The organism is Tanticharoenia sakaeratensis NBRC 103193 (assembly GCF_000963885.1).
Classification (GTDB): domain Bacteria; phylum Pseudomonadota; class Alphaproteobacteria; order Acetobacterales; family Acetobacteraceae; genus Tanticharoenia; species Tanticharoenia sakaeratensis.
On the sequence record NZ_BALE01000057.1, the window covers coordinates 1 to 14522 of the forward strand.

Consider the following 14522-nt stretch of genomic DNA (forward strand, 5'->3'; position numbering starts at 1 on the left):
TGTTCAATTCGCCACTTTCATCCCATAGGTCCTGACGCCGGACAGGCGGCTTGGTTGGGAACACCGTGCGCGTGATCAGACCGTCACGCTCAAGATCACGGAACGTCTGCGTCAGCATCTGCTTGGAAATGTCCGGCACCGCGCGTCTTACCGCACTGAACCGCTGTGGGCCGTCCGCGAGCGCCATCAGAATCAGCGTCGACCACTTGTCGCCGATCCGGTCGAGAACATCCCGCACGGGACAGTGCGGGTCAAAGGACCAGTCCTGAAGCCCGCGGGCTCGTCGGCTGGGGGCATTAGTGACGATCGAGGCGGTTACATTCGGCTCACCCTGTCCCAAAATCCTGCCTCCTTCCCGGCTCCAGTGGTCTCTTTTATTTACCTTGCGTTCAATACGAACCTCAAGGAGAGCAACAATGGGATCCCGAAAACTCTTCGTCACCGGCGCTACGGGCCAGCTTGGCAGGCTGGTCATCGACAGGTTGCTCGAGACTGTGCCGGCCAATGAGATTGTCGCAGGGGTCCGGGACACCACTGCCGGGGCCGCCACGGCGTTGCGGGAGAGAGGCATCGAGGTCCGGGCCGCCGATTACACCCGGCCCGAGATGCTCGCGGCGGCCTTCGCCGGGGTCGACCGGTTATTGCTGATCTCCAGCAGTGAGAACGGCAAACGAAAGCTCCAGCATCGCAACGTCATTAATGCCGCCAAGAGCGCCGGCGTCAGTCTGATCGCCTACACCAGCATCCTCCATGCCGATACCTCGCCGCTGTTCCTCGCGGAGGAGCACCGCGACACGGAGACCGCGCTGGCAGAATCGGGCGTCCTCTATGTGCTGCTGCGCAACGGCTGGTATTCCGAAGTCTACACGTGGCGGCTTCCTGGCGCGCTGAAGGCCGGCACGCTGCTTGGCGCGGCAGGAAACGGACGTATCTCTTCCGCCGCGCGCGCCGACTATGCCGCGGCCGCGGCTGTCGTGCTGGCGGGCGATGACCACGCCGGCAAGGTCTACGAACTGGCCGGTGACGCCTCCTTTACGCTGAGCGATCTGGCCGCGGTGGTCACGCAGGCCATCGGCAAAGAGATGCCCTATCGGGACATGACACCGGAATCGTTCCGGTCGGCGATCCTGGCGGCGGGCCTGCCGGAACTGGTTGCCAAAATCATGTCCGACACGGATGCGGGCGTGGCGAGAGACGCATTGTTCGACGACAGTCACACCCTGTCCCGTCTGATCGGCCGCCCCACGACACCGTTCGACACGACGATCACGGCGTTTCTTCAGAGCAGGACACCCGAAGCACCACCGCACCACGATTGATCGGATCTCGGCCGCCATATACCAGATTCCACGAAGACGGGCGCTCCGGACGGACTGATAATGACGAATCATGCTATTGAAACGATCGGCTGATACGCGATGAATGATTTCTGGGATCTGACCAAGTCCCTTGACAAAGGCAAGGCGAACGGCTCCCCGTCTGTCTTTGCCTTTGTTGCGGCAATTGGGCTGGTCCTGGCAGGCGTGGTCATCCGGCGGTCCATTACGCCGTTTCTCGGGGACAGGATCCTGTTTTTGCTCCTCCTGCCCGGCGTAATCGTCGGTGCCGCGGCCGGCGGTTTGGGACCCGGTCTTGCCGCTGCAATCCTTGCATCGGTATCGGGGTGTCTGCTCCTTCAGGGCGACGGCGTGACCGCTATGGCGAACCGTGTCGAGACCACATTGTTCGCCGTACTCTGCGTCCTGATCGCCTGCGGAGGCGAGTGGCTGCGATATCTGCGGTTGCGTCAGGCGGAAACGGCGCATGCATTACGTGATCGGGAATCGCATCTGCGTGCCATGCTCGATACAGTTCCTGATGCCATCATTATTTTTGACGACCGGAATATAGTGCTCGCGTTCAGCCATGCGGCCGAAAGGCTCGTCGGGCACCGTGCTGCTGAGGTGATCGGCGCCGGAATTGGCATGATCATGCCGGGATTCGAGGACGGCGGGCGAACCGAAACGCAGGCGCGACAGGCGCTCGTCCGACGGCAGGACGGCACGGATGTTCCGGTCGATCTTTCTGTCGGCGAGTTGCGCTCGAATGGGCGAACCTACAGGATCGCGTTCCTGCGCGACCTAAGCGAGCGGCAGGCAGCGGATCGGCGACTGAGAGCATTACAGGCCGAGATCGTGCGCATTTCACGCCTTTCGGCCATGGGTGCCATGGCGGCCGCGCTCGCGCACGAATTGAACCAGCCGCTGGCCGCCATTACGAATTTCCTGAACGGCGGCCGGCGACTTCTGCGTGCGGAAGACGAACGCGGAACGCGTATCCAGGAGGCGATGGACAAGGCCAGGGCGCAGGCACTTCGTGCCGGTCATATTATTCAGGGTTTGCGTGATTTTGTCTCGCGGGGCGAGAGCGACACACGTGTCGAAAGCTTGAGACGTCTTGTCGACGAAACGGCCGCGCTGGCGTTGGCCGGGGGCGCCGAGCGCGTTGCCGCCCTTTCTTTTGCCCTGGCTCCCGACGCTGACCGGATCGTTGTTGACGGCATTCAGTTCCAGCAGGTTCTTCTCAACCTCATGCGTAATGCGATGGACGCGATGGAAGGCTGCGACGAACGCAATCTGGTTGTATCCGCCGATGTCGTCGATGATATGATCCAAATCGGTGTGAGCGATTCCGGCTTGGGATTGAGTCCGGATATGGCGGCCCGGCTCTTCCAGCCGTTCTCCACCACGAAGGCGAACGGTATGGGCGTGGGCCTGTCGATCTGCCGGACAATCGTGGAAGCCCATGGCGGGCGTATCTGGGCGGAAGCACACGAGACACAGGGAACACGTTTCTTCTTCACCGTCCCGCGTGCACATCACGAGGGAGCCGAGGTGTGAAGGAAAACCATGTCGTACACGTGATCGACGACGACGAAGCCGTCCGCGAATCCCTGGCATTTCTGCTGCTGGCCGCAGGCCACACGGCGCGGACCTATCCATCTGCCGATGCGTTTCTGGGCGTGCTTGATGACACCGATCGTGGTTGCGTCGTCACCGATGTCAGAATGCCGGGCACAGACGGTCTGGTGCTGGTTGACCGGCTCCGCAATCGCAGTGCGACGCTGCCGGTCATCGTGATCACAGGACATGCCGACATACCGCTTGCCGTGCGGGCGATAAAGGCGGGCGCCTGGAACTTCATCGAAAAGCCGTTCGAAGACGGGATGATCCTTAATGCTGTCGATGCCGCTTTGCAGCAAGAGAAGCTGGCACGCGCGGAGAACGCCACGGTCGGCGTCATCCGCGACCGGATCTCGGCATTGACCGTTCGCGAGCGACAGGTCCTGGCGGGTCTTCTCGAAGGGCAGGCCAACAAGGTCATCGCGCGTGATCTGGGTATCAGCCCGCGCACGATCGAGATCCACCGGGCCAATCTCATGATGAAGATGCACGCGAGCAGTCTGTCCGACCTGGTCCGGATGGCGCTTCTCGCCAACGACTGACCATGCGTTCGCGACAGGCTGAAGGAAAGTTTCTACGGGTTTCTACGGATACCGGAAACGTTTTTCCTGTTTCAGACAGGTTTGAGCGGTGCAGCCATAAGACAAGCCGGGCTGTGATCCGAATGCGGTGCTGAACCATGGCGCCGTGTTCATGAGCGATGAACCTGAAACAGGGGACAGTCAGCATGACGATACGATGCGTGCGGATATGGACGGGCGAGGACGGAAACTCCGCATTCGAGGAGGGCTCAATCGCGCTGGCCGAAGGAGAACGCGGCGATTTCATCGGCCAGCCGGGTCGCGTCAGGGAGATATCCTTTCGCGAGACCGAGTCCGGCGGTTCGTTCGCCTGGCACCAGGATCCGGTGCCGCGTTATGTCCTGACCCTGTCCGGCACGCTCGAATTCGAGGTCAAGTCCGGGGCCAGGTTCGTCATCCGCCCGGGGGACGTCCTCATCGCGCAGGACAATACGGGAAGCGGCCACAAATGGCGGCTGATCGGGGACGAACCGTGGCGTCGGGCCTATGTCGTCTACGAGGACGGCACCGATCTTAGCTTCGTTGCCGCATCCGGCAAATCGTAAGGCGCGGGGAGACGAACGTGATGTCAAACGCATTGCCGGATACCGATATCGTCCTGATCGGTGCCGGAATCATGAGCGCCACCGTCGGCACGCTGCTCAAGGAACTCGATCCTTCCCTGCGTATCGTCGTGCTGGAACGGCTTGACGATTGCGGGCAGGAAAGCTCGCAGGGCTGGAACAACGCCGGCACCGGACATGCGGCGAACTGCGAACTCAATTACACCCCGCAGCGGCCTGACGGTTCGGTCGATATCAGCAAGGCGCTCGGGGTGAACGTGGAGTTCGACCTCTCGCGCCAGCTCTGGGCGCATCTCGTGCGCAGCGGTGCGATCCCGGATCCCGCTGCTTTCATTCGCGCCTGTCCGCATCTGAGTTTTGTCGTGGGGCACGACGACGTCGCCTTCCTCAAGGCACGCTACGACGCCATGTCGGCCCATCATTGCTATGCGGGCATGGAGCATAGCGAAGACGCAGGCACGATCGCGCAATGGGCGCCGCTGGTGATGGAGGGTCGCAAGCCCGACGAACCGGTCGCCGCCACCCGCATGATCACGGGAGCCGATGTCGATTATGGCGCGCTGACCCATCTGCTCGCCAGCAATCTTGGCAAGGCGGAGGGCGTGTCCGTCCACTACGGTCATGAGGTCGTGGCGCTGGCGCGCGAGGATGGCGGACGCTGGTCCGTGACGGCGCGGGATGCCGCAAGCGGCGAGACCCGCACGATTTCGGCCTCTTTCGTTTTCGTCGGCGCGGGCGGCGCGGCGCTGCCGCTGATTCAGAAATCGGGCATCCCCGAAGCGCACGGCTACGGCGGCTTTCCGGTCTCGGGCGTATGGCTACGCTGCGACAATCCCGCTGTGGCGAAGCGCCACCATGTCAAGGTCTACGGAAAAGCCGCGCACGGTTCTCCCCCCATGTCGGTTCCCCATCTCGACATGCGCGTGGTCGACGGGCAGCATTCGGTGCTGTTCGGGCCGTATGCTGGCTTCTCGACGAAATTTCTCAAGGAGGGATCATATCTCGATCTCTTCAGGTCGATCCGCATGAGCAATCTCGGCCCCTTGCTGGACGTGGCGGCGCATTCCTTCCAACTCGAGGAATATCTCGTAGGTCAGGTCGTACAGACGCCGCACCAGAAATTCGCGACATTGCAGGCTTTCTATCCGGATGCCGATCCAGACGACTGGAAGGAAGCGGTCGCCGGCCAGCGCGTGCAGATCATCAAGCCGGACGGCCATGGCGGCGGGACGCTGCAATTCGGAACCCAGCTTCTGGGATCGGCAGACAATTCGATCGTGGCCCTCCTCGGTGCATCGCCCGGTGCGTCCACGGCCGCCTTCATCGCCGTCTCGCTGCTGGAGAAATGTTTCGCCGACCGGCTGACGGACGACGCGTGGCTGCCGAAGCTGCGCGCGATCATCCCAACCTATGGCATCGACCTCAGGACAGATGCCGAAGCCTGTCGTCGCACCCGTGCCGAGACCGCGCCGGTCCTCGGCCTGCGCACTGTCTGAGAGGAGGGCACACCATGGCCGAACAAAACGCCGCGCACCCGCAACTGCGTGATCTGCCTGTGGGGATCGATGCCTCCGGCATACGCGAGGAATTCGACTCCATGGGGACGGTCGCAGTTCCCGCAGACCGCTACTGGGGCGCGCAAACCCAGCGCTCGCTCCAGCATTTCTCGATCGGCCACGATCACATGCCGGTCGCGGTCTATCGCGCCTATGGTGTGGTGAAGAAAGCCTGCGCGATGGTCAATGCAGACGCGGGCCGTCTTGCGTCATGGAAGGCGGACGTCATCGTGCGCGCCGCCGACGAAGCGATATCCGGCGCTCTGGACACGCATTTTCCGCTTTTCGTCTGGCAGACCGGCTCGGGCACGCAGTCGAACATGAACATCAACGAGGTGCTGTCCAACCGGGCGATCCAGCTCCTTGGCGGCAAGCTCGGCTCCCAGCAGCCGGTGGCACCGAACGACGACGTCAATATGGGGCAGTCGTCTAACGACAGCTTCCCCACTGCCATGCATATCGCAACGCTCGACCTGATCGATGGGCGACTGCTGCCCGAACTCGACCGCCTCGCTACCTGTATCGAGGCCAAGGCGAACCAGTGGATGGACGTCGTCAAGATCGGCCGTACCCATCTGGAGGATGCGGTCCCCCTCTCGGTGGGACAGGAATGGTCCGGCTGGGCGGCACAGCTGCGCGCGGCCCAGGCTGAAATCGAGCGGTCGCGGGACGGGCTCTACGAACTGGCGCTCGGCGGCACGGCCGTCGGCACGGGGCTGAACGCGCCGCAAGGTTTCTCGCGACACGTCGCGGCGAAGATCGCGGATCTGACCGGCAAGCCTTTCGTCACCGCGCCCAACAAGTTCATGGCGCAAGGGTCGCTGGATGCGATGGTGCGCGCCTCGGCGGCACTGCGCGGCCTGGCGGTGGTGCTGATGAAGATCGCCAACGACATGCGCTGGCTCGCCTCGGGACCGCGCTGCGGCTTCGGGGAACTGAAGCTGCCGGAGAACGAGCCCGGTTCCTCGATCATGCCGGGCAAGGTCAATCCCACGCAGTGCGAGGCGATCGTGATGATCGCCATTCAGGTGATCGGCGATGACACTGCCGCCGCTTTCGCGGGCAGTCAGGGCAATTTCGAACTCAACGCCATGCGCCCGATCATCATCAACAACGTGCTGCATTCGACGACTATCCTCGCCGACGGGATGGAGAAATTTCGCAGTTATTCCGTCGAAGGCACGGATCTGAACCGCGCGCGGATCGCCTCGTTCATCGATCGCTCGCTGATGCTGGTCACGGCGCTCTCGCCCGTCATCGGCTATCAGAACGCCGCCCACATCGCCGAAGATGCGGCCGCCAACGGCACGACCCTGCGCGAGGCGGCCCTGAAATCCGGCAAGATCGACGCGGCCGATTTCGACCGGATCATCGTTCCGCACGACATGATCGGCGACGGCGTTGCGGGTGCGTGAGGAGAGAATGATGACAACATCAAAACCGTTCGGCTCACGAACGACGGGTTGGTCCCCCCAGACTGTGCGATGTCTAACGCGCGGATAAAAGCAGCATCGGCATAAATATCAGGGCGAGTTGACGCGGATCAAGGCTATGCCGCGCAATATCGATTATCAGTCCATCCTGGGCGCTATCGTAGCCCGGCTTCTTTTCGCACACTCAGAACGTCGTGTAGACGTAACAACTTTTTCGATTTGGAGGCAGGAATGTTCAGCAGGCAGGCCCGGATTTCAGGTTTCGGAACGGAACGGAAAATCGCGACAAAAGCGCGCGGGTATGACGTTCTGCGCGATCCCGCGCTCAACAAGGGGACAGCGTTCACGCGTCAGGAGCGGGCAGCGCTCGGCTTGAACGGGCTGCTGCCACCAGTCATCACGACGGACATGGAACCGCAACTCGTGCGCGCCTATCGGGCCTACAAGGCGGCGCCGACGGACCTTGCGAAGCACATCTATATGTGGCGGCTGCATGACGAAAGCGTCACGCTGTTCTACGCGCTTCTGCAACGCCATATGATGGAAATGCTGCCTGTGGTCTACGATCCGGTCGTCGGTGAGGCGATCGAGAACTACAGCGAAGTGATGACGCGGCCGCGTGGTGTGTTCCTGAGCATCGACGATCCCGGCAGCGTCGAGGAGAAGCTCGCAGCTTTCGGCGCCGGAGCCGACGATATCGACCTACTGGTTGCCAGCGATGCCGAGGAAATTCTGGGGATCGGCGACTGGGGCTCCAACGGCATCGATATCTCGATCGGAAAACTGGCGGTTTACACAGCGGCGGCGGGTGTCGATCCGCATCGCGTCGTTCCGGTGATTCTGGATGCCGGGACCGACAACGAAAAGCTTCTGAACGACCCGCTTTATATCGGTTACCGGCACAGTCGCGTCCGTGGCGCAGCCTATGATGCGTTCATCGACGCCTACGTTACCGCGACGCGCAAGCTCTTTCCAAAAGCCATGCTGCATTGGGAGGATTTCGGATCGACCAACGTGCGTCGTATCCTGAATCGGTATCGGGACACCGTTCCGACCTTCAACGACGATGTGCAGGGCACGGGTGCCATCGTTCTTGGTTCCCTGATCAACGCGGTCGACCGCAGCGGCGGGTCATGGGCCGATCAGCGCGTGGTCGTCTTTGGCGCCGGCACGGCCGGTGTCGGTATCGCCGATCAGATCCGCGATCAGATGATCCGTCATGGGGTCAAAAGGGAAGACGCCGTGCGGCGGATCTGGCTGGTGGATCTGCCGGGTCTGCTGACAACGGATATGGGCGACGATCTGCTCGATTTCCAGAAGGCCTATGCGCGGCCGGGCGCGGAGGTTGCGCAGTATCCGCGTACGGCGTGTGACCCGTTACCCGCAACCGAGACGCGTTGGCCCGCCATGGCCGGGCTTCGCGAGAAGATTGCCGCAAGCCCCGGCATTATCGATCTTGCGACGGTCGTGAAGACCGTGCATCCGACCATCCTGATCGGAACCTCGACAACGCCGCATCAGTTTACGGAGGCCATCGTGCGCGAGATGGCGTCTCATGTGGAGCGGCCGATCATCCTGCCGCTGTCGAACCCGACGCAACTGCATGAGGCTACACCGGCGCAGTTGATCGAATGGACGGACGGGAAGGTGCTGGTAGCCACCGGCGCGCCGTTCGACGATGTCGAACACAAGGGCGTCACCTACACGATCGGACAGGCCAACAATGCGGCACTTTATCCGGGATTGGGTTTTGGAACCATCGTCTCGCGCGCGAAAGCCGTGTCCGACGCGATGATTTTCTCGGCCGCCCAGGCCGTGGCCGGTCAGGCGACGGGTACGACACCCGGCGCCGCGCTGCTGCCGTCGAATGAGGATCTACGAGAGACGTCCAGCGTCGTCGCGGTGCAGGTGGCGCGCAAGGCGATCGAGGAAGGGCTGGCGCAGGAAAAGCCCGACAACATCGTCGAGGCCGTTCGCGAGCAGCAATGGTGGCCGGTCTACAGCCCGGTCGAGGCTGTCTGAAACATCGTCCAAACTATACGCGACGGTATGAAAACCACCCCATGGAATGCCAGTCGTGTGTCGGGGGAGGGGACGTAACGGCTGGGCGCCAGATTGACTGTTTTCCCGTGCTTTAACAAGCAACCAGCGTTGGTGGCCAACGCTGGTTGCGAGAACGCCGCGTTCAGGTTAACTGACGTGGGCTGACATTCCGACCTCGACGCTCTGAACGCGTTCTCAATGGAACAACACGGACGGCTCCAACACCTTTAGCGAGCCGAACTGGAGTGCAAAATCGACGCGATCCTGCCCGAAACCCTGTCGGTGGCGGTCCTCACCGAGGTCTTTTTCAGATGGGCGTAGCGTGCGGTGGTCTTGATGTCGCTATGGCCGAGCATTCTGCCGATCATGGTCAGATCCTCGCCCATTTCCAGCGCATCGGACGCAAAAGAATGGCGCAGGTCATGGATACGAACACCGTCCAGTCCTGCAACTTGACGGACGCGCCGCCAGGGTTTCTGCACATCCGTCAGATGACCACCTTCCTTGCGGCCGGTGATGACATAAGGATTGCCTTTGATCCGTGGAATCGCCGTAAGAACATCCACAGCCGCCTGACCAAGCTGGACGATTTTCGCACCTGTCTTGCTGTCGGGAAGCCGAAGCTCCCGTTCGGGGAAAAAGACATGCTCCCATTTCAGCTTCTGGATCTCGCTGAGTCGGCAGCCCGTCAGAGCCAGCAAGCGTAGCGCATTCACGGCTTCTGGCTCGTCATTTGCTTCGTCGAATGCCTTCCCCAGCCGGAGATATTCCTCCTGCGTCAGGAAGCGTTCGCGCTTTTCCTCCTTGTAGCGCCGCATGCCCCGGCAGGGGTTGATGCCGTCGGTGCGAACCTCCCAGAGATCCGCCAGGCTGAACATCTTGGACAGGACGCCGAGCGTGCGGTTCGCCTGATAGGGGATATGGCGGAACTCGTGATGGAATGCTGCGACGTCGGCGCGGGTGATGTCGGTCATCCGGCTGGTGCCCAGCTTCGGCACGATGAAGAGGTCGATCGATCGGCGATACTCTGCCTGTGTCGTGGGTTTCAGATGGACCTCGACATGGCGTTCCATGAACGCCTTGCCGAACTGCCTGACGGTCGGAACCTTGCGCTCCTCCTGCCGCTCGTCCGCCGGATTCTCACCATGATGCACGCGGGCGAGGGTCTTAATGGCTTCCTCACGCGCGGCGTCGGCCGTCCAGGGGCCGTGCTGGCCGATAGTGTAGCGACGCATGCGTCCGCCTGCCCGGTAGTGCAGTACATAGACCTTTCGGCCCGACGGCCAGACGCGGATGGCGAAGGCTGGGACGGCGTCGTCCCAGACAAAATAATCCTTCTCGGTGGGCTGCGCTGCCATCACCACGCGCTTTGAGATGCGGGCCATCCTCTTCTCCTCACAGGAAACGCAGGAAACACACAGGAAACAAATGGGATCGTGTCCGGGCGTAGCCTGACGTAGGCATGATTGCTCTGAGGATGAATATAAGCAATCAAAAACAATGATTTGTCGTAGACCGACGAGTATTGGCGTGGTCTAGCGAATATCTTCGTAAGCCGAAAAATCTAACTCATAACCTGAAGGCCGCAGGTTCAAATCCTGCCCCCGCAACCACTGATACCGACACTCCCGTGAGCAAAGCTCCGGGAGTGTTCGTGTTTTTAGCCTTTCCAATGGCTTGCCGCTCGATCCAGGTAAGGATCGTGCCCAGTTCTCCATACAGCATCGCGTCGATCTCGCCCCGGTTCGGACCGGGAGTGAGCACGACCTTCTCGATCAGCGCCCGCAGCGCCTCGGCGGCTTCTAGCCGTTCCTCGGGACGGTTGAGGGCGTCGGTCAGACGGCCGACTTTGCGGGCATAGATCGCCGAGGCACTCGGCAGCAGGTCCGGCACATCGTCGGGAATGTGGGACAGCAGGGATGCCAGTTCGGCCTTGCGGGCTTCGAGCGTATCCATTTCGGCTTTCATGCTGGGATGGAACATGCCCTCCTTGATGGCCTCGATGATGCTCCGGATCTGTTTCTCGACCTTCACCTGTTCCACCTGCCAGACATCGGCGTTTGACCGGCGCTCGCGGTTGAGCCGGTTGGTCTCCTCAGCATAGGCATGCATCGCCTCGGCTGCGATCTCCGGCACCATCATCCGGTCCTTCAGACCGGAGAGCACGCGACGTTCCAGGTCGGGGCGGGGGATTGTCCGACTGTTGGTGCAGGAGCCATTCGTCACATGGCTGGAGCAGGCGAAACGGCCGGAGCCTCGCAGGGCGTAAGGGCCGCCGCATAGACCGCAGAACAGTAGACCCGACAGCAGGGATTTCGGGCGACGTGTGCCGTTGAGCCGGTTGCGCTTGTGGTGAGCGCGAACAGCCTCGGTGACGTTGACGTATTTCTCGGCAATCACGCTCTGACGGGCCTTTGTCGTCTGCCATAGCGCGTCATCGATGATCCGCAGATCGGGCACGTCTGTGATAACCCACTCTGATTCCGGGTTCAGGCGTGAGACGCGCTTGCCGGTGGACGGGTCTTTCACATAGCGCTGCCGGTTCCACACCAGCCGACCGATATACAGTTCGTTGTTGATGATGCCGGTGCCGCGCTTCACATGGCCCCTGATGGTGGTGTCGCTCCACAGCTTGCCCTCGGGGCCGGCGATACCCTGATCGCTCAGGGCCTTGGCAATGGCGCGAGGGCCGATGCCGGCGGCGAAGTCGCGGAAGATGCGGCGGATGATTTCTGACTGATGGGCGTCGATCTCGCGATCGCCCCGGATCTGTTCGCCTTTGGCGTCGAACTGGCGGACGACGCGATAGCCATAGCATAAGCCGCCGCCGGACTTGCCGTCCTCGACCCGCCCGCGCAGGCCGCGATGGGTCTTGGCGGCGAGGTCTTTGAGGAAGAGGGCGTTCATCGTGCCCTTGAGGCCCACATGCAGTTCGCTGATTTCGCCTTCCACCAGGGTGACGATCGGCACGTCGGCGAATTTCAGGTGCTTGAACAGGGTGGCGACGTCAGCCTGGTCGCGCGAGATGCGGTCCAGCGCTTCGGCCAGCACGATGTCGAACCGTCCGGCCTGGGCATCCTGCAACAGGGTCTGGATGCCGGGACGTAGGATCATGCTGGCGCCGGAGATACCGGCGTCCTTGTAAGCACCAATGACCTTCCATTTCTCGCGCTTTGCGTGTTCGCGGCAGATACGGAACTGATCCTCGATCGACGCCTCACGCTGGTTGTCGGAGGAATAGCGGGCATACAGGGCGACGCGGGTCATGGCGGTGTTTCCTATCAGGCGACCTTGTCCATCCGGCTGGGCCGGATCAGCACCTCGGCCGAGATGCCGAGCCCGTCATGTAACTGGCGGATCATGTCGATCGACAGGCCGCGCTTGCGGTTCAGCACGTCGGCCACACGGTTGCGTGGGCCGATCATCGGCTCCAGATCTTTACGGCTCAGGCCCTGCTGCTCCATACGGAAGCGGATGGCCTCGACCGGATCTGGTGGGTCGATCGGATGGTGCTTCGCTTCATAGGCGTCGATCAGGGTCGCCAGCACGTCCAGACGGTCGCCGTCTGGCGTGCCGCTCTTCGCACCCCACAGGCGTCCGACTTCTTCCAGCGCTGCATCATAATCCCCCTCGTTGCGGATGGGTTTCAGGTCAGCCGTCATGTTCCACCTCCGTCACGTCGATCCTGTCATAGGCCTTGTGCGTGCCGATCCATTTGATCCAGACGATGCTTTTCTCGAAATCGACCGCCACGACCAGCCGATAGGCATTGCCCTTGATGTTGAAGACGATCCGCTCGGCGCTGACGATGCTGGCCGTCGCATAGAGCCGCTTCACATCGGCAGTGCTCGTCCACGCAGCCCTGCCGACTTCGGCGAACCAGGCGTCCAGCGCCGCCTTCACGGCCGGCTGGTCCTTCTGGCCCGCCAGACTGTCGACGAATTCTCTCAGCGTGCGACGGGCGATGATCCTCATTGACCGACCTTATATCATGGGACCATAATGGTCACAAGGAAAATACACGATTGCCCGACGAAGGGTCGTTCGCCGGGGAACACACAGCCGGGGAGGGAGGCTACCGCATGGGACTGGATCGGTTCTGCCGGGCCTGTTTCCGCTCCAGAGCGCGGGCACGCTCGAACTGCTCGCGGGCCATCTGCCGGCCGATCAGGCGGGCGAGGGACTGGATGGCGTCATCGGACGGGCGGAACGCGTCTTCAGCCGTTTCCGCCTCGGCGGGGCCGAACACCTCGATCCTGATCCTGTCGGGTTTGCGTGCCATCCTGTCCACCTTCCCGGTCATGGGGCGACAGGAACGATGAAGGACAGGACAAGGGGATTTGAGAAGACCATGCGGCGGTCCGTGCGGTAATCGGCGGTGATCGCGCAGAAAAGGGAGGCTTATCGGTTGTGGAAAAAATGATCATTCTTCTGGCGATTGGATACGCCCTTGGATTCTATATCCGAGGTCGGCGCGCGACGGCCGACCTGGCACAGGCCGGGCAGCAGATAGCCGAGAGGAACACGCGACTTCAGAGTCTGGATCGTCAGATCGCGGGACGCGATACAGAGCTTTCGTCGTTGCGTCGTCGGATTTCCACACTGGAAACACAGGCCGCCGACCAGGAGAAGGACGCAGAGCGTCGACGGCAGTATTTTCAGGACAATGATCTGTCCAACACGCAGAATCAGCTACATTTCATCAGTCAGTGCAGTCTGCGGGCCGTCCGTCCCGTCAATAAAGAGGCTGTGCAGGTGCTCTACGCGCTCGACGAGTGGATCAGGACGTATCAGCCCGACTGGCGTTTCGCCTTCGAAGTCTCGATGGGTGGGTTCATCAGAACGACTTACGACCCGGAAGATCCGCGTCAGAAGCAGGCTTTCAGTTCCTATAGCGGCAAGCGTGTCGATTTCCTGCTGATTGATCGCTATGGGCTGCCAGTATTGGTGATCGAATATAATGGCACAGGCCACGACCTGTCCGGCGATGCTGATGACCGCATGGCAGTGAAACGTCTGGCTTTGCAGAAGGCGGGTATCCCGCTGCTCGAAATTCCCGAAAAGATGGCCAGGCTCCAAATCATGGCTGCCATTTCCGAAGCTGCTGGGGCGGCTCTCAGGGTAAAAACAGGCTAAGGGCTCCGCCCTCGCGCCGGCAAGGGTGCGCGTCAGAGCAGGCTGACGCCGCCCGATGGGGTGTCCCCGATCTTCCTGCGCTGCGCTCCGTGCAGATCTGGCGATCCCCCTCCCCATCGGTCGCCCTTGCCGTTGCTACCCCGCTGCTCGCCGCGAGGCAGAGGAACAGCGGGGGCTGTTCCTCGCGGAACAAAGGGCAAAGACCATGACCGGCAACACCAACACGGTGACCCTGCCCCGAACATGCCCACGGATTTAAGTTAGGGTC

14 protein-coding genes are annotated in these 14522 nt (G+C 61.7%); 8 read left to right on the forward strand and 6 right to left on the reverse strand.

Going from position 1 to position 14522, the window contains the following annotated elements; genetic code table 11:
- A partial coding sequence (locus B8446_RS15225) for a winged helix-turn-helix transcriptional regulator (protein ID WP_241767825.1) occupies positions 1-442 on the reverse strand: 442 nt, incomplete at its 3' end.
- Here B8446_RS15225 and B8446_RS15230 point away from each other — a divergent pair.
- The 7 genes from B8446_RS15230 to B8446_RS15260 all read left to right on the forward strand — a co-directional run bounded on the left by B8446_RS15230 (position 417) and on the right by B8446_RS15260 (position 9097).
- Entirely contained in the window at positions 417-1319 is a 903-nt protein-coding gene (locus B8446_RS15230) for an SDR family oxidoreductase (RefSeq protein ID WP_048851127.1), read from the forward strand. The two genes, B8446_RS15225 and B8446_RS15230, sit on opposite strands and share 26 nt — an antisense overlap.
- 99 nt (positions 1320-1418) lie before the next feature.
- Positions 1419-2879: a sensor histidine kinase gene (locus B8446_RS15235; protein ID WP_053053926.1), complete on the forward strand. Its 1461-nt coding sequence runs from the start codon at positions 1419-1421 to the stop codon at positions 2877-2879.
- The gene (fixJ, locus tag B8446_RS15240; protein ID WP_048851129.1) at positions 2876-3484 is read left to right on the forward strand and encodes a response regulator FixJ; all 609 of its coding nucleotides are present in this window, start codon (positions 2876-2878) and stop codon (positions 3482-3484) included. Before B8446_RS15235 ends, fixJ begins: the two co-directional genes overlap by 4 nt.
- Positions 3485-3669: 185 nt before the next feature.
- Positions 3670-4068 (forward strand): cupin domain-containing protein, encoded by a 399-nt coding sequence (locus B8446_RS15245; protein WP_199484139.1) that lies wholly within the window; start codon positions 3670-3672, stop codon positions 4066-4068.
- Positions 4069-4088: 20 nt separating this feature from the next.
- On the forward strand, positions 4089-5582 hold the full coding sequence (gene mqo, locus B8446_RS15250) for a malate dehydrogenase (quinone) (RefSeq protein WP_048851131.1): 1494 nt from the start codon (positions 4089-4091) through the stop codon (positions 5580-5582).
- Positions 5583-5596: 14 nt separating this feature from the next.
- The gene (gene fumC / locus B8446_RS15255) at positions 5597-7057 is read left to right on the forward strand and encodes a class II fumarate hydratase (RefSeq protein WP_048851133.1); all 1461 of its coding nucleotides are present in this window, start codon (positions 5597-5599) and stop codon (positions 7055-7057) included.
- Between the two features lie 249 nt (positions 7058-7306).
- Complete coding sequence (locus B8446_RS15260) at positions 7307-9097, forward strand: NAD-dependent malic enzyme (RefSeq protein ID WP_048851135.1); 1791 nt, start codon at positions 7307-7309, stop codon at positions 9095-9097.
- A 248-nt stretch (positions 9098-9345) separates the two neighbouring features.
- Here B8446_RS15260 and B8446_RS15265 read toward each other — a convergent pair whose 3' ends face one another.
- The 5 genes from B8446_RS15265 to B8446_RS15285 all read right to left on the reverse strand — a co-directional run bounded on the left by B8446_RS15265 (position 9346) and on the right by B8446_RS15285 (position 13400).
- Positions 9346-10503, reverse strand: a complete 1158-nt coding sequence (locus B8446_RS15265) for a site-specific integrase (protein WP_048851137.1) — start codon at positions 10501-10503, stop codon at positions 9346-9348.
- 184 nt (positions 10504-10687) lie between these two features.
- The gene (locus B8446_RS15270) at positions 10688-12385 is read right to left on the reverse strand and encodes a recombinase family protein (protein ID WP_048851138.1); all 1698 of its coding nucleotides are present in this window, start codon (positions 12383-12385) and stop codon (positions 10688-10690) included.
- 14 nt (positions 12386-12399) lie between these two features.
- Positions 12400-12780, reverse strand: a complete 381-nt coding sequence (locus tag B8446_RS15275; protein WP_048851139.1) for a helix-turn-helix domain-containing protein — start codon at positions 12778-12780, stop codon at positions 12400-12402.
- Positions 12770-13093: a type II toxin-antitoxin system HigB family toxin gene (locus tag B8446_RS15280; RefSeq protein ID WP_048851140.1), complete on the reverse strand. Its 324-nt coding sequence runs from the start codon at positions 13091-13093 to the stop codon at positions 12770-12772. Before B8446_RS15280 ends, B8446_RS15275 begins: the two co-directional genes overlap by 11 nt.
- A gap of 100 nt (positions 13094-13193) precedes the next feature.
- Positions 13194-13400: a hypothetical protein gene (locus B8446_RS15285; RefSeq protein ID WP_148506044.1), complete on the reverse strand. Its 207-nt coding sequence runs from the start codon at positions 13398-13400 to the stop codon at positions 13194-13196.
- A 137-nt stretch (positions 13401-13537) separates the two neighbouring features.
- On the opposite strand from B8446_RS15285, the gene B8446_RS15290 reads away from it, so the two are divergent.
- Positions 13538-14254: a DUF2726 domain-containing protein gene (locus B8446_RS15290; RefSeq protein WP_199484140.1), complete on the forward strand. Its 717-nt coding sequence runs from the start codon at positions 13538-13540 to the stop codon at positions 14252-14254.
- Positions 14255-14522 lie beyond the last annotated feature (268 nt).